The organism is Sutcliffiella horikoshii (assembly GCF_021991925.1).
GTDB lineage: Bacteria > Bacillota > Bacilli > Bacillales > Bacillaceae_I > Sutcliffiella_A > Sutcliffiella_A horikoshii_F.
This window is the reverse complement of sequence record NZ_RXZI01000011.1, coordinates 56,185-71,764: the sequence shown is the minus strand read 5'-3', so window position 1 is coordinate 71,764 and position 15,580 is coordinate 56,185. Positions and strand designations below refer to the sequence as shown.

General features: G+C 43.2%; 12 protein-coding genes. 8 read left to right on the top strand and 4 right to left on the bottom strand.

Annotation, left to right across the window (positions count from 1 at the left end; translation table 11 throughout):
- Positions 1 to 376 precede the first annotated feature (376 nt).
- Positions 377 to 1,282, bottom strand: coding sequence for a TetR/AcrR family transcriptional regulator (locus EKQ44_RS19790; RefSeq protein ID WP_237665279.1), 906 nt, complete (start codon positions 1,280 to 1,282; stop codon positions 377 to 379).
- Between the two features lie 182 nt (positions 1,283 to 1,464).
- Here EKQ44_RS19790 and EKQ44_RS19785 point away from each other — a divergent pair, with 182 nt between their 5' ends.
- The 3 genes from EKQ44_RS19785 to EKQ44_RS19775 all read left to right on the top strand — a co-directional run bounded on the left by EKQ44_RS19785 (position 1,465) and on the right by EKQ44_RS19775 (position 6,116).
- A complete protein-coding gene (locus EKQ44_RS19785; RefSeq protein ID WP_237665278.1) occupies positions 1,465 to 3,033 on the top strand; it encodes a DHA2 family efflux MFS transporter permease subunit in 1,569 nt (522 codons plus the stop codon).
- A gap of 162 nt (positions 3,034 to 3,195) precedes the next feature.
- Complete coding sequence (locus EKQ44_RS19780) at positions 3,196 to 5,175, top strand: immune inhibitor A domain-containing protein (protein ID WP_237665277.1); 1,980 nt, start codon at positions 3,196 to 3,198, stop codon at positions 5,173 to 5,175.
- A gap of 338 nt (positions 5,176 to 5,513) precedes the next feature.
- Positions 5,514 to 6,116: an SAM-dependent methyltransferase gene (locus EKQ44_RS19775; RefSeq protein WP_237665276.1), complete on the top strand. Its 603-nt coding sequence runs from the start codon at positions 5,514 to 5,516 to the stop codon at positions 6,114 to 6,116.
- A gap of 75 nt (positions 6,117 to 6,191) precedes the next feature.
- On the opposite strand, the gene EKQ44_RS19770 is transcribed toward EKQ44_RS19775, so the two are convergent.
- The gene (locus EKQ44_RS19770; protein ID WP_237665275.1) at positions 6,192 to 7,259 is read right to left on the bottom strand and encodes a GIY-YIG nuclease family protein; all 1,068 of its coding nucleotides are present in this window, start codon (positions 7,257 to 7,259) and stop codon (positions 6,192 to 6,194) included.
- A 151-nt stretch (positions 7,260 to 7,410) separates the two neighbouring features.
- Here EKQ44_RS19770 and EKQ44_RS19765 point away from each other — a divergent pair, with 151 nt between their 5' ends.
- From EKQ44_RS19765 to EKQ44_RS19755, 3 genes are read left to right on the top strand one after another with little or no spacing between them, the layout of a single operon-like run.
- Positions 7,411 to 8,487, top strand: a complete 1,077-nt coding sequence (locus EKQ44_RS19765; protein WP_237665274.1) for a hypothetical protein — start codon at positions 7,411 to 7,413, stop codon at positions 8,485 to 8,487.
- Positions 8,488 to 8,494: 7 nt separating this feature from the next.
- Positions 8,495 to 10,528 (top strand): McrB family protein, encoded by a 2,034-nt coding sequence (locus EKQ44_RS19760; RefSeq protein WP_237665273.1) that lies wholly within the window; start codon positions 8,495 to 8,497, stop codon positions 10,526 to 10,528.
- The gene (locus tag EKQ44_RS19755; RefSeq protein WP_237665272.1) at positions 10,512 to 12,428 is read left to right on the top strand and encodes a DUF2357 domain-containing protein; all 1,917 of its coding nucleotides are present in this window, start codon (positions 10,512 to 10,514) and stop codon (positions 12,426 to 12,428) included. The genes EKQ44_RS19760 and EKQ44_RS19755 overlap by 17 nt, the downstream gene beginning before the upstream one ends.
- A gap of 543 nt (positions 12,429 to 12,971) precedes the next feature.
- Here EKQ44_RS19755 and EKQ44_RS19750 read toward each other — a convergent pair.
- Positions 12,972 to 13,367, bottom strand: coding sequence for a DUF3888 domain-containing protein (locus tag EKQ44_RS19750; RefSeq protein ID WP_237665271.1), 396 nt, complete (start codon positions 13,365 to 13,367; stop codon positions 12,972 to 12,974).
- 154 nt (positions 13,368 to 13,521) lie between these two features.
- Here EKQ44_RS19750 and EKQ44_RS19745 point away from each other — a divergent pair, with 154 nt between their 5' ends.
- Positions 13,522 to 13,977 carry a hypothetical protein gene (locus tag EKQ44_RS19745; protein ID WP_237665270.1) on the top strand — a complete coding sequence of 152 codons (456 nt, stop codon included), beginning with the start codon at positions 13,522 to 13,524 and terminating at the stop codon, positions 13,975 to 13,977.
- Between the two features lie 114 nt (positions 13,978 to 14,091).
- Entirely contained in the window at positions 14,092 to 14,388 is a 297-nt protein-coding gene (locus tag EKQ44_RS19740) for a hypothetical protein (RefSeq protein WP_237665269.1), read from the top strand.
- Positions 14,389 to 14,599: 211 nt separating this feature from the next.
- Here EKQ44_RS19740 and EKQ44_RS19735 read toward each other — a convergent pair whose 3' ends face one another.
- Positions 14,600 to 15,574, bottom strand: a complete 975-nt coding sequence (locus EKQ44_RS19735) for a sensor histidine kinase (RefSeq protein ID WP_237665268.1) — start codon at positions 15,572 to 15,574, stop codon at positions 14,600 to 14,602.
- Positions 15,575 to 15,580 lie beyond the last annotated feature (6 nt).

Here is a 15,580-nt window from a genome sequence, read left to right as displayed (position 1 = left end):
GAGATTGTCATGAAGAGGTGGATAAAGACAATCTCGTGCAGAAAAAATGTTTGAGATTGTCATGAAGAGGTGGATAAAGACAATCTCGTGCAGAAAAAATGTTTGAGATTGTCATGAAGAGGTGGATAAAGACAATCTCGTGTAGAAAAAGTGTTTGAGATTGTCATGAAGAGGTGGATGAAGACAATTTCATAAAGAAAAAGTGACTGGAAATGTAATCATGAGGTGAATGAAGACAATTTCCTCCGAGAAACTTAGTTGAAAATGTCTTCATGTCCAAAAAGAAGACAAGCGTGAGTGGAAATTTGCACTCGCGCCTGTGTTCAGTCATTCTAATCTATAATCTAATAATCTTCGTAGCACTCTGTACTCCAAGTTACCTACTGTCCGATCTCATATACCTCTCCACAAGTTCTTGAAGACTTCTCCAATCCGCTCCACCTTTAGAGACAAATTCATTGTGTCCATCAAGGCTTTCCATCGCACTCTCCACCAAAAAGCGGCGCGGTAAACTGCTGTTTTTCCCGCTAATCTCCTCTTGAATAAAGTCCAAGAGCTCTGCTAGCCGCTCATAATCAGGTTCACCGGAAAGTTTCTTTTTCAAATCGCTGACTGCATGGGCAATAGCATGTGGCAGGGGCAATTCCCTCTCTCCGTTCTGCGGTACCCAGCGTGCCATCGATTCTGCTTCAACCAACACCTCACCCGACTCCGATACTTCCTCCACAATGTTCACCAAGCGATTGACGCTATACTGGACAACCCTGTGGATATCGAGTTTCTTGTCGTGGGTCATCGTGTAGTACCTGATGCCATGATTCAGGATTCCGAGGTACATGATGGCACAATCCCAAAGATATTCTCGCTTTTCCTCTCCGAATATCTCCAAGAACCGCTGATGCACCCATCTCAGCATCCTCAACTGACTTTTTTGGATGAAATCTTTTAGTTCCGAATCATTGATGAAAATGACTTCCTCGAATAACGAAATCAATTTGTTTGCCCGATTTGTCTCCATTTGTAATTCAAACTGCTTGATAAAAATATTTATATCGGACGGATCCTGACCAATCAGAAGATCGTTCCGTTCCTTTTCCATTTCTTGATATAAAGTTTTAAACAAAGAAATCAATAGTTCGTTTTTGGAAGAAAAATAATTGTAAAAGGTGCCCTTGGCAATCCCGCTCTCATCTAAGATGTCTTGAATGGAAGATGCCTGGAATCCCTTTTCTATGAAAAGTTTATGTGCACATGTGAGAACATGCTTTTTTCGATCCTTCATTTTATCACCTGACTAAATTGGACTATTGGTACAAAAATAATACTACACGAAAGATAACCTTTACACAAATAGCAAATTGACAAAGTTTTCATGATTGATAATTTTGGACTCATGGTATAAAATCGATATAGATGTAATAGTAGTATAAAAAATGTACTGTTAGTATAAATGGAGGAGAAAGAATGCAACAAGCAGCACCAAACACAACGATAAAACGTCCGCCATATGGTATTTTGGCCATTTTGATGATCGGCGCCTTTATTGCTTTTTTAAATAATACATTATTGAATATTGCCTTGCCATCGATCATGACAGAGCTTCAAGTAGGTCCTTCGACGGTACAGTGGCTGACAACCGGCTTCATGTTGGTCAACGGTGTTTTGATCCCTACCACGGCCTTCCTCATCCAAAAGTATTCGGTGCGGAAATTGTTTATCGTGGCAATGGGTCTCTTTGCAGTAGGAACGGTGATGGCCGGTTTTGCACCGGTATTTGGTGTTCTTTTGGCAGGAAGAATGATGCAGGCATCCGGGTCGGCAATATTAATGCCTTTATTGATGAATGTGATGCTCGTCAGTTTCCCGATTGAAAAGCGCGGGACAGCCATGGGAGTGTTCGGACTAATCATGATGGGGGCACCTGCAATCGGGCCGACGCTTTCCGGTTGGTTGATTGAACATTATGATTGGAGAATGCTTTTCCATTTCGTCTCTCCAATTGCGATTGCCGTCTTGCTTTTAGGTGTATTCCTATTAAAGGATAGAAAAGAAAAGCAGGATATCCGATTGGACCAAGTTTCGGTTGTCTTATCGAGTGTCGGTTTCGGTGGATTATTGTATGGATTCAGTTCTGCCGGTTCCAAAGGATGGGACAGTCCGCTCGTTTACGGGACGATTGCAGTTGGTACGTTGTCGTTAGTATGGTTCATTTTCCGACAGCTTGGAAAAGAAAAGCCGATGTTAAACTTCCGGATCTATCGCTATCCGATGTTCGCTTTATCATCTGCGATTTCCATGGTCATTACGATGGCGATGTTCTCTGGGATGATTTTGTTGCCGATTTACGTGCAGACCATCCGTGGAATTTCACCATTGGATGCAGGACTGTTGATGTTGCCAGGGGCGATTGTGATGGCGTTGATGTCGCCGATCACAGGAAAGTTGTTTGATAAGTACGGGGGTCGCGCTCTCGCGATTACAGGTTTGACGATTACGGTTGTCACCACGTACTTTTTCAGCCAATTAACATTTGAAACCACCTACACCCAATTGCTGATCTTATATACAGTCCGGATGTTCGGGATGTCCATGGTGTTCATGCCTGTTTCCACAAACGGCTTAAATCAATTACCAACGAGATTCTATCCGCACGGTACCGCGATGAATAACACCTTGCAACAGGTATCCGGTGCGATTGGAACAGCATTGCTTGTAACATTGATGTCTACACGGGCGGAAAGCGTTGGTCGCAAACTTTCAGGAGATGCGATGGCTGCTTTGGGTGCGAACCCATCCACTGAGGCCGTTGCGGGTGTGCAGCAACAAGTAATGATGCAAGGGATGCTAGAAGGAATCAACTTTGCCTTTTTCGTTTCCACGTTCATTGCTCTGGTTGCGCTAATATTGGCTTTCTTTATCAAGAGGGCTACGCAAGCGGAAGATCCTGTGGCAGAAGTGGAGCCTGAGCCAATGGGTGAGCTCACGGGAACCGCTAAGCGAGAGGTAAAGCCGAAGTTGGTAGGGAATAATTAAATAGTTGAGAGAAAATCTGCTTCCACCTTTGATGGTGGGGGCGGATTTTTTTGTTTAAAGAGGACTTGGGGGATACAATAAAATGGCAGATAATTCCGAAAAACCTTTACTACTTTTGTGAAAAATTGGTATTATTAGAAAAAACTATATCAGGGGGATAAGATGTTTAAAAAGGGTAGTTTTTTCATTGTTTTATTCATTTTAGTAGGTTCAATCATTTATTTCAGTATGGATTTTTCCAGTAAAGTGAATTCGGAAGTACTGTCTGATTTTCCATATCCAGACCAAAGCTCTTGGGTTCTTCCAAAGGACATGACTTGGGAGGACTACCGTGCCATTCCCAATGTCAATTGGAACGAGATGGATGAGGTAAAACCGGAACGAGAATTGAAGGGAGCTTTGATTCTTGTTGATTTTCCTGACAGAGAATTCATTTTGACCCAACAGGAAGCATCGGATTTTGCTGGGAATCCTGTAGGCGTAGGTGGCATAAAAAGAGAAGACTTGCCAGAGTGGTGGGTTGATTTTTTGAATAAACCGCAGGAGCTGAATAATTATAGAACATTAAATGAGTACTGGAGAGAGAACTCGTTTGGAAAATGGTCTGTTGATTTAGAAGCTTTTGGCGTGTACAGGCTGGACTATAATGAATTTCAGTACGGGTTTAATGAATTCGACCAATTAGAAGCAATGCCTGAAGGGTATCAACCAAGAGAGCTTATGGATGATGCTATGGCCGCAGCAAGGTCTGATTTGGATAAGTCAGGTGAAGAATTTGATTTTACCTTTATTGTCTATGCTGGTTATAGTGAATCAGGAATTTGGGAGGAGTTTGGGCAAAAGAGATTTGCCGATCCTGAAGACATTCCGGACGAGTTGGGGCCACCTGCTGAGCTTGAAGATGTACCATATTGGGCCATTTCAAGATACGTCCCCTGGACTTCTTATCGAGCGGCAGCTAGCATCTGGGATAAAGCATATACGCATCAGAAAATATCTATACAAGCGGAAGCGAGTGGGCTGGCTACTTTCGCCCATGAATTTGCCCATATCATGGATTTGGCAGATAACTACAATAATCCATATGAAGAACAGGTTTCAAGAAGTTATTCTGGGCCATGGGAATTGATGAGCAGAGGGACTTTCAATGGACCTGGAGGACAACAGGCCAGATGGCACATTCCTGCTACACTTGGGTCCTCCTCCCCTTCACACCACATGTTAAGGAACAAAATAAAACAAGGTTTTCTAGAGGAAGATCAATACGTCTCGATTTATAGTAAAGATCTAATAGAAAGTGGCCCTGTCATTGTTGATGTACTTACTCGTTCTGTTCCTACAGGTCCCCAATACAACAGAGAAGGAATCTACGGGTTGAAAATAGGAATGATGGATATGACACCACTTAATCACCTGAAGGATGACCACCGGGCTGACATGCAAAGCGGACCGGCATGGTACAATCATTACACAGTGGAAGTAGTCGATAGGATAGGGTTTGATTCCTTTCAGATGGATGCAGGTGTACTTTTAGCCAAAACGAAACAGGAAGAATATTGGCCCAATATATGGGTCATTGATGCCCACCCGGAAGATATTGATGAAGTGGACTATGTAAGAGCAAGTGGAGAAGAAGTTAAGATTTCCCCAGGTGACTACCAGCAGCTAGCGGATGCTCTTTTCAAAGCCGGGACTGCAGAGGGGGTAGTGAATGAATATGTCGACCCGCATAACCATCTCCATTTTTACATTTTAGAGAAGAAAACCGCCGAAGATGGTGTCCTCTCCTATCGAGTAGCTGTTCGTAACTTAAAAGGCTCAGGACCATATAAAAGAGGGTTATCGTTGGAAAAAGGAGAATGGCTGACTCCCAAGAAATCTAGTATAGCGACCCATTATGTAAAACTTACGAATGAGGGAGAAGCTACAGATATATTCCGACTCGAAGCGAACACTGACAATGATTTGGAAATAGCGCTGGTAAATAACCTGATAGAGGTAGAAGCGGGGGAAACAGTAGAGGTACCTGTATATGTAAGAGTTATGGAAGATAAAACAAAAGCAACCATCCATTTTAAAGCTAGTTCGGAAACAGATGAGGAACAGGTAGAAGAGATAAGCTTTGATGTAGGATTTCGGTAAGACATAGAGGAGAACATCGTTTAAGAAGCACAATGGTGACCGTGTGTGAAGATCTTGAAGCATGCAGAGCAGTTTCGGCTTTTGCATGCTTCTTTACTTGGAAGCTGAGCTCTGCTAGATTGAGTGTAAGTAAAAGACTGTTTTCGTAAGCTTTGTTGCTATTATTAATTCCTAAATCAGCCGTAATATTGCTTGCTGTCGTGCTCTTTTCCTGCCGTACTTAAAAAGCTACTTGCACCTTATAGAGTATGAAAGCAGTGAAAAGTCCAATTGCCGACTTTTTACAAGTAAGTAGCAACAATCTTTGAGAAAAGAGCCTAAGTAAAAGGGGCCTAGCCATGTCAAACACACCATCCAACTACGACCACCAACTTAACATCAAAACCTCCGACATCCAGATGGGGATTCATCGCTCTTTGACCTACCACCGCTATGAGCCGACCCCCTATGAGGCACTTGAGCGGCTTTTTGAAAACTATGAAATCAAGCCTCGGGATCATGTGGTGGACTATGGTTGCGGGAAAGGGCGGCTGAATTTCTATCTGGCCCATCGCTTCGGGGCTAGGGTGACGGGAATCGAGATGAATGAAGCTTTCTACAAGGATTGCCTCCAAAACATAAAGGCATATAAAGGGAAACACCTACAGAATATCGAATTCGCCCAAACCTTGGCAGAGGAGTATGAAGTGCCTCCCACTGCCAACCGTTTCTATTTCTTCAATCCGTTCACCATCGATATATTCAGGACAGTCGTGAACAATATTCTTCTATCTGTGGAGCGTTCATACCGCAACGTGGAAATCATGCTCTATTATCCTGCCCCGGAATATGTCTTTTACCTGGAGAATCATTCGATGTTCCGTCTCAAATTGGAGGTTCATTTGGATGAATATGAGAAGAACATAAATGAACGGTTTTTAGTGTATGAGTTTGCTTTTTGATTTGGCGAATGATAGAGTAGTCCAAATTAAAGCGGTTCACAAATGTTGTCCCAGCTTCATATAAATATAGAAAAGCTACTCTATTAATCTCTCTAGCATTCTTTCCAAGCCATCCAATTCATTACTAGATATCATCGCATACCGGCACTTGCCGCTCCGCAGATAACTATAGATGATCTGCGCTTTATCAATTTCATAGCGGCTAACTTGCTGAACTTGTGCTCCGGCTTCTGAAACGACTCCATTCAACCAGCTCCATACCTGTGATTTTATCTTTGCAAGCATATCTTCCGATTCAGAACTGCCAACTTCAAACACCTCACTAAACAGTACATCTGTCCTCCTGATTAAGAACAATTTCACTTTTTCTTCTTGCAGTTGTTCGGCAACCACCATGACATGGTTGCCTTCGGTGAAATCCATCACTTCCTCTTTTTGCAATAAAGATTGTAAGGATTGGATGTAATTGCGATATTGGGCGGCACGTTCAAAAGCGAGTTCTTCTGCAAGTTCTGTCATTTGACCTTGCATATCTTCAAGGAGGCTCGAATCCTCCCCATTAAGCAAGGAAGCCAACTGTTCCACTATTTCGTTATATTCTCCGACTGCCTTGCCGCCCAGGCATATGCCGCGGCATAAACCTAGGGAATAGTTCAGGCATGGGGAGCCATTGATTGCAGGGTTTGAACATTGCAGGCGGTAGACATCCTTTAGTCCCCGGATGGCTCGGCTGACCGTTTTTTTATTGGTATATGGTCCAAAGCTCCAGCCATCGTCCCCCCTTAAGGGTTGAGTGGACATGCGGATGCGGTAGAGTTTGCCGATTTTACGGACAGTCAGGTAAAGGAAAGCTTCCGGTGTTTTCATTTGGCGGTTGTATTGAGGGCGGATCTTTTGGATGAGCTGCCATTCTAGCATAAAGGCTTCAAATTCGGTATCGGTCTCCATAATCTCCACATCCCGTATATGTTTGACAAGCTTTCGGACTTTGGATGTGTGTGTGGACGAGCTTCTGAAATATGATTGTACGCGCTTTCGAAGCTGCTTGGATTTCCCGACGTAAATGACTTGGCCGGCGGAGTCTTTCATCAGATAGACCCCTGGTGTGTGGGGGATTTCCTTTATTTTTTGAGAAAGACTCATAGGCTTACTCCTCTCTAGGAATATAGTTCTATGTTTAAATTTTCATAACCTTACAAAAAAGGGTTTGTTCCTGTAGAATGAAAAGTATACTTACCTAATAGAGTACCAGAGAAAATGTGAGAAGAACAACAAATAAGAGGGGGTCATTACATTGAGCAGGGAAACATGGAAAAAGGTATTCAGTACGATTCCGGATATGAAGCTGGTGGAATTGGTGGAGCTTTGGTCCATCCAGGTGAAAGGGTTCCGCTACATCAATCAGGAAAACATCAAGCAGGCGAGGGCGTTGGTCATTGCAGAGGCATTGAAGCCCAGAAACCTGAAGATGATCAAGGCCTATTACACCATAACAGATGAAGAGGCGGACGAAACGGATCAAGAGGAGGAAATGACACTTTCAAGCTTGATGGAGCTTTATGAAGAGGGAAAAGAGCTGCATCTTATCCTTGGGGGACTGTATGCAAGCGAGGACGAAGAGCTTGAGAAGCTTGCCGGTGAATTAGAGAAAGCGTTGCTAAAAAAATATAAGGTAGATGACTTAAGCAGTTTGATCCCTAGAGGGAATAAAAGGGTAGAAGAAAAGCCTGAAGATAAGAAAGTAAAGGTACAGGCTTCCGATTGGGAAAAGAAATGGAGCAAATCCGAAGAGAAGAACAAAGATCTTCGAGCCAAAATCAATGAGTGGGAAAAGCAGTATTCTCAGCTGAAGCAGCAATTGAAGGAAGAGAAGCAATTGATGCTGGGTGATAAGCAGAAGTTGCAACAAGAGCTCGGTGTGGCAAGGTCCCACCATAGGGAAACGGTGGAGCAGAACCGAGAGACGTATGAAGAAAATAGACGCCTTAAAGCAGAAATAGCCAAGCTAAAGGCAGAGAATTCGCATCTCAATGCCATGCTGCTCAAGAACCAGCAGGAAGTGGCAGTAGCCAAATTGGACGAAAAACCACCAGAGCAATCAGGTTTAACAGATAAAAAACAAGTCTTGCTCGTAGGAGATCCCAAAAACAAATTAACAGAAAATTCAGCAAAACATACCATTCAGATACTGGAACTGAAAGATATTCCAGAAGCGCTGGAGTCGGACCTCCTGGAAAAATGCGATGAAATATGGATGATGACCTACCTCGTCCCGCCACAAATGAGACGTAAGATCAAGCGTAAGACCCAAAAAAGCGTCAAGGAATTTACTGATTTTCCTACAATGAAACGTTATATCGAGAAAGGTTGAGACATAGATGAACAAAGTTTGGGAGAACGATTTAGTTGGAGTGCTGGCAGATGTGGACCAGAGCGAGCTGATTTACCGGGACTCCATATTGATAAACAAACAGGATAGTCTTCAATTTTTTGTACGCATCATTTCACAGCCTGCCGATAGTTTTCCGAATGTAAAGGCTGTGACCGGATTTTACTCGGATTTGGAAAAATGGGGATTTGAAGATGATTACCAGCAGCCGGAATTTATCCGGAAAGAAAAACTGCGCGAATGGCTTGCAGACCGCCTGTTGATTTTTAAGGTGGAAAAACGAATTCGCTATAACCATGAAGAGGTATACAACATGTTTCAGGTGCGCGTGTTGCCAAAGCTTCCGAGCTATGAAAAGGACCTGAAGCTGATCCCGGTTCCCATTTTCAGTGAACAGGTAAATGGGTTGAGTCAGGAGGAGTTCATGTCGCGACTGGCTGGGAAGAAATTTGTCGGCCGGATAGAGGAGGTTTCCCACGAAGAAAACGACACGCCGCCAATCGTCCTGTGGAGAGAGGAAACAGAAGAGGAAGAACGTTTCTTTTTATTTGGGATGTTCGAAAATCACCAGTATGCCCATGGCGGCTTTAATCTGGAACTTCGTGATGAACTGAAGCGAATCGCACTTGAAGAGGAGTGGCTGGATGAGTGCTATCTGACGGATGAAAGTCCGAATGTCGCATTTATGCCACTTGGGAGCTATCAAAAATTAATGGAAATATTAGAGGGGGAAGTGCCGGTCACGGTGCCAATCGGACTTAAGGAAAGTCAAAAACCTGCAGAAGAAGCTGGTCGTAATGGAGAAACCGGCAGTACCAGTACTCCTCAACAAGAAAGCAAGCACGAGGTGGCGGTGTCGGTTTTGGAAAAGCCGTCAGGAATGGATCTATCAGGATTTTCCCTCGTACCGGAAGTGAACGACAAAGAGCAGGAGTTCCTGGAGCTTTTGTACAGCCACACCCAGGATGCCGGCCTTATTTATCGAAAAGAGAACCTGATCAATTTCCACACTTCCATGAAGTCGTCATCACTTGTAATTTTATCAGGCATGAGCGGGACAGGAAAAACGAAGCTAGTGGAGCTTTACAGCCAATCGCTTGGGTTAAAAGGGGAGCAGCTCACAGTCATCCCAGTGAGTCCGTCTTGGACGTCGGATTCGGATCTGATTGGGTACGCGGATACATTGAATATGGTGTACCGTCCTGGGGATTCTGGTCTGATCAATGCACTCCGTAAAGCAGAGGATGATAAGGATAGACTGTATATCATTTGTTTTGATGAAATGAATTTGGCGCGGGTGGAGCATTATTTTTCCCAGTTCTTATCGATCTTGGAGATGGATCATGGAAAACGGGTGTTGAGATTGTATAATGACGATTTAGAGAGCAGGCTGTACAACTCCGCACAGTATCCGCCAACCATCGTCATCCGCGAGAATGTCTTGTTTGTCGGGACGGTTAATATGGATGAGTCGACCTATCATTTTTCCGATAAAGTGTTGGACAGGGCCAATGTGTTGACACTTGATGTGATGCCGTTCACCAAGATGAAGCAGCTTCCCGAAAAGAAAAAAGGAATGGTGGCACGAGCGGATGAAATCGATTTTGATACATTTGAATCGTTCCGGTATAAAAACCGTGGGTTGAACCTTCATGACGATGAGCTAGCGCTATTATGGGAAATCCATCAGTTCATGCAAGAGGTAAACAGGCAAGTGGGAGTAGGGCCTCGAATCGTGAAGCAGATAGATCAATACTTGGGCAATCTGCCGGTGCAAAATTTGATATTACGAGAAGATGCCTTTGACCTGCAAGTGGTCCAGCGCATTCTAACAAAAGTGAGAGGCTCTGAGGACCAGCTTCGCGATCTGCTTGGGCGCTATAATCGGGAAAAAGATCAGGTGGAAGGCGGTCAATTGAACAGACTGTTTGACCGTTACGCCCAAGTGTCAGGATTCAAAGAGAGCCGTAATGTGGTAAAACAAAAAGCGAAAGAGCTGAAATATAATGGATACTCCATGTAGCACACAGCCTTTCTCGGTTGTGTTCACGCATATTTTTCAGAATGGAACACGGGAGGAAACGGAGGTCTCAAGCTTTGTGGAGCATCTATCCGACTGGGATGAGACAATGCATACCTATACGGTGCTTAGGGAGAACGTCAATCTCGAGCTAAGGTTCCGTTGTGAAGATGAGGATGCCAGATGTTATATGGATGGATTTGATGGACTGGCTGATGGACGGTTGCTTGTAGACCATGAAAATGAAGAGAATTATCTTGGCTGCAATGGACATGTGACGCTTTACAGGCACTCGACTTCAGATAATTATTATCCATATATACCGGGGCTCTATAGCTTGCGGGTCGAAACGTCTGATGGAAGGACCTTTTACACACTGGTGAAGGTCATTTCCAATCGGCTGTTCGAGGACCAATTGAAAACGATGCGATCTGAGGTAGAGTCAAAGTTGAAGGGGGTGGCACTTGATGTCATCCGCAAACAGCACAGTCCCAAAAGCTTGGAAGCTTTGCGGGTCAATCCGGTACTTTTCCGCCAGTTTCAAGTTTTACAACATTATTTTGCCGATATTTACGCCATCGTGTCCGACCTCGCCCAGAAAGTAAGGTCGTCTGTTAAAAAGGAATATCATATGCAATCGGCTGAAAAGTCTGCCCATGTGGATGTTGTGTCCATCCAGCACCGACTCAAACGCCCAGATACCTCGAATCTAGTTAAATCCGTACAAAAACGGATGGATTATGACCTACCGGAAAACCGCATGCTGAAGGCAATATTGGAAAAATGGATACGCCTTTTACATGAATTCGTGGAAACGATGGACAGAACCATTAAAGGCTTGACCTTAAAAAGCAATAAGGATTACTCGTTCACTATCTCCCTCCCATTAGAGCGCAAAAGGCGATTGGTGGAAGAGTTGAAAGAATATCGCGGTAAGGCGATGCGTATGAATGGTGCTCTGAGCCAAGTGAAATCAAGTCATTGGTATCAGGAAGTTTCCTATAGGAAAGCCCAATTGGTTCCAGAAGTGATGTTTGTGGATGTGCGATACCGCAAGCTCTATCAGATTGACCAGGCCCTATACGGAGATGAGCTGCCTGTACATACAGGGCTCGGCCATCAGTGGAAGCGGACAGATCAGCTGTATGAGATCTGGGGGTGGCTGCAGGTGGTTGGAGTGGTGGAAGAGTTCCAGCAGTACCGTGAGTTTTCCAAGTTTACTAGGAGGCCAGGTCCGGATGATGACGGTGGAGTGGTCAGTACGGCTCGCCCCATGAGGCTTGGGGATAGACTAGTTCATGATTGGGGAATAAATGGTCGCGGTGAGTGGGTTGGCGACAGGCTTGTCCGGGGGACTTGGCCGAACAGTAGGCGTGACGTCCATGATGATGGCATCTCTGTTCAGCCAGTTGCAAAGGATAACATGATTATGTTTTCCTTTGGTGAAACGCGCGTGCATATAACCTATGACGGGACGATTCCGGGCAATCCAGAAGCAACGGAAAAGTTCGGGGTGCCAATCTACACGACCGGAACGAATAACAACCCGGATGTGAGGATAGATCTCTTCTTACGGGATATCTTCGTGGGCACCATCATGCTTGATATGAAATATCGTAAAAAGTATGCCCTCACAGACTCCATGCGCCAGTTGACAAGCTATGCCGATAATGTAAGGTCCCCTTATATTTACGGAAAGAAACGTTGGCAGAAGTATCGACCTGTTCATCAAGTACTCGTCCTTTATCCCGAAAAGCATGGCGGGATGGAAGTAGATGAACTTGACGGCAGAAGCATCAGCCTCGTACCACTCACCCCGGCCGAGGACCAGACCGTTTTTAAGAAAACCCTTCGCGGCCTTGTGGTGGAAATGTTGCAAGAGGCAGTGGAGGAAGGGATATGAGTTCGTAATAGAAAGCATACCAGAACAGAGGGTTCCGTTTTGGGAGGGGAAATAACAAATAGCATCAAAAATAGCAGGCTAATTCACCTTTGAATTTGACCTGCTTTTATTATTGTTACATCAATGTTGATACTCGTTTTTCACTGAATTAGTACGAAAAAATAGCATCCTAAACAGCAAGCGTACAATAATTATGTAAAGCGAAAAAGCATGTTCCTAATTTAGGATACTAAAAGACTTCATAATATATATCCTGTTTCACTCAGTAACTACCATTAGAACCCTCACAGAAGGAAATTTATGCTATTATTGTAAATAATGGATATTTTATTGGAGGGACCGGTTGTTGAGTGAAATTTTTTATTAAGGGGGAAATATGTTGAGCAGTATCAATCTTGTACTCATTCAATTATTTTCACTTGCATTTATAGTTTTAATTATCACTTTATCGGTTTCATTATTACGTTCTTATAAGAAGCGAAAAAATAACTTGATAGAATGGAAAAGAAATTGAAGAAGGTCCGAAGAAAAAAAGCACCCTTTTTACAAAGGATGCCTACATTTAGTTATTTCGTTAGGCTTTAACCTTCTTCTTTTGAAATCAATAGCCTGCCACTCTATGGTTTTTTCATTACTAAAAGTAATCGTTACTAAATCATGTGGGGGACTGTGAGCACCTTCAAATGTAGTTACCTGCACGGTGACATTAAATAAGTAACTGCCTATTGGCTGCTGCTTAATTTGTGTTATTTTACCACACATATTTTGTTTAATTTCGCCATATTGCTTCTTCAATTCCTGTTGAATTGAGGGATAAAGCATAATGAAAATCAAGTCATCACGCAACTGTACATCATTTTTAGTTACAGTTTCAGCTTTAACGGGTGAATAACAGAAAAGGGTTAAGCAGGCAATCAATATTAAAAGGCTTTTTTTCATAAAAATCCTCCATTCCAAGTTTCTCTTAGAATGAGCAATTAAAGAAATTCTTATTAAGCTACCGGATGCGATTCTTCAATAAACGGCGTCGCTTTTTTCTTCTTCTAGTAACGGGCAGGATCGTTTCGCCATCTTTATTAATGGGGGGCACTAATTGAATACTATAAAAATAAATTTAATGCTTATTGCACTATTTTTAGTCCTAGTTGGTTGTCAGGAGAAGGAGTTATCAGAAACTGCTGCTTTTGCAAAAGAATACCTGGAACTACAGGGGTACAATGTACTTACTTACGAAGGGCAATTAGAAAGTTACAAAATCACAAAGTATAAAGTGGATAGTATCCCATATCATATTCATTGGAGTTTGCCTGGAAACAATCCTGAGCCTTATTATAATAAAATCGTTGAAGTGGAGAAATTCATCGTCAATAATCATCCGCTAGATAATTGGGAATGTTGCGATGGTGTAAAATCGAAAGGGAAAGTTTCTACTTATGTTTATGTAGTAGAAGGTCAGATTGTAGGTGGTTATTCGACTCCTTACGGAATAAAGCCTTCTGCTGGAGTAGTAGGAGGTAATTGGTCATTAGACGGAAAGTCTAAAGAGTGACTGATACTTTATAAGAGTTTTTTCAACAATCTAGGAGCGATTATTTAATAGCTGAACACTCTTTCATTGGTTGGAAAGTAATTAGAAATAAATTCAAATTTGTGGAGGATTTTTATGTCTGACAAAACAAATAAAATTATTTTGATAGGAATCCTTATTAGCTTAATAATTATTGCGTTCAAGCCAGTTCCATCCTTTCATTCAAATCCAATGCATTTTCCTTCTTCATTAGAGGTATATAATGGTGAAACAGTTGTACAACTAGGAGAGAATAAAATAGCGATTGTGGATACAAATATTACCTCTGGTATGAGAGGGGAAGTGATTGTACTTGAATTTAATGAGGATGAGAAAACATTCGATGTTATCGGAAGGTATAATTATGTTGATGATCTCTACCGCACCCCATAACAAAGTGATCTTCTACGATTTAGGAGTTTTAACGGAATAAGAAGATAATATAAACATGAAAAAAACCAGACCCACTAGGTTCTGGTTTTTTCACTATTAAAGACAATTATATTTACACTACTATTTCTGCTAACTTGGGTGTGAAGTAAGGTTTTCTCTTCCTTAACGGAACCACTTAACATTTGTTTGAGTATCCCTTTTTTGTGGATGCCTACCTTATCGCCGGCACCTTGATCTTCAAGGTAAACTCCTCGTCCTTATGGACAAAATCCAGGAAGCCCTGATGCTCCTTGACGATATCCAACATCATTTTTGTCCCCAAGCCCTCGTGTTTACCACCCTTTGTGGTATGTCCATAGGAATGGAACAGCTCATCTAGTACTTCCGCAGGTATAGGCAACGAGTTATTTTTGCAGATCAGCATATAAAGTCCGCTGCGTTTGTAGAATTGCAACGTGACTAAGGCCTGACCAGTATGCTCTTGTTGCCATTCTTCACATGCTTCCAATGCGTTGCCTAACAGGTTTCCAAGCAGCCCGACCATCTTCTGGTCGCCAATTGGCAATGTAGAAAGCGGCAAATCCAGATCATACACGACACTGATACCGGAAGCTTTGCCTCGGCGATACATCTGATGAAGCACCCCCGCGACCACCCCGCGCTCCCCCTTGATGGAGTGGTTTGTCTCCTCATAGTTTTCCACCAAATCGTCCAAGTAGCGTTTCGCTTCTTCCGGCTTACCGCCCTCCAGCATGAAGTGGACAGCTGACACATGCTTAAGGAAATCATGCCGTTCACTCCGGACGATGCGGAACGTTTCATTGATGTGCTCGCGTTGCTCTTCATGCTGGGCAAGGTTCCTTTTTAGTTTGGTAAGTTGGCGTCCTATCCCCAGGCGTGCATATTCAATGGCGATAAATACGCCCATGATCACCATGGAAAGCCAAATCTCATGCGACCAACTTAGCGTGACCAAGACCAGCAACACTTGCACAACTGCCAGCACACTGTTGATCTTCCAGCCTAAACTATCGATTTCCACTATTATTTTCCTATAAAAATAAAAGGTAAGGGCACCTGCGACCAATAGGCTTCCATAGAACGGCACCCATTCACCGATGGTTGCATGCAAATGTAAAAAAAGGAGCGCCCCGAGCGCCCGCCAGTATATGGAGGAAGTGTTCAACGCTAA

What these genes read in the sequence shown, in the direction of transcription:
- EKQ44_RS19790 (WP_237665279.1), bottom strand. Translation starts at nt 1,282, where the DNA reads ATGAAGGATCGAAAAAAGCATGTTCTCACATGTGCACATAAACTTTTC.
- EKQ44_RS19785 (WP_237665278.1), top strand. Translation starts at nt 1,465, where the DNA reads ATGCAACAAGCAGCACCAAACACAACGATAAAACGTCCGCCATATGGT.
- EKQ44_RS19780 (WP_237665277.1), top strand. Translation starts at nt 3,196, where the DNA reads ATGTTTAAAAAGGGTAGTTTTTTCATTGTTTTATTCATTTTAGTAGGT.
- EKQ44_RS19775 (WP_237665276.1), top strand. Translation starts at nt 5,514, where the DNA reads ATGTCAAACACACCATCCAACTACGACCACCAACTTAACATCAAAACC.
- EKQ44_RS19770 (WP_237665275.1), bottom strand. Translation starts at nt 7,259, where the DNA reads ATGAGTCTTTCTCAAAAAATAAAGGAAATCCCCCACACACCAGGGGTC.
- EKQ44_RS19760 (WP_237665273.1), top strand. Translation starts at nt 8,495, where the DNA reads ATGAACAAAGTTTGGGAGAACGATTTAGTTGGAGTGCTGGCAGATGTG.
- EKQ44_RS19755 (WP_237665272.1), top strand. Translation starts at nt 10,512, where the DNA reads ATGGATACTCCATGTAGCACACAGCCTTTCTCGGTTGTGTTCACGCAT.
- EKQ44_RS19750 (WP_237665271.1), bottom strand. Translation starts at nt 13,367, where the DNA reads ATGAAAAAAAGCCTTTTAATATTGATTGCCTGCTTAACCCTTTTCTGT.
- EKQ44_RS19740 (WP_237665269.1), top strand. Translation starts at nt 14,092, where the DNA reads ATGTCTGACAAAACAAATAAAATTATTTTGATAGGAATCCTTATTAGC.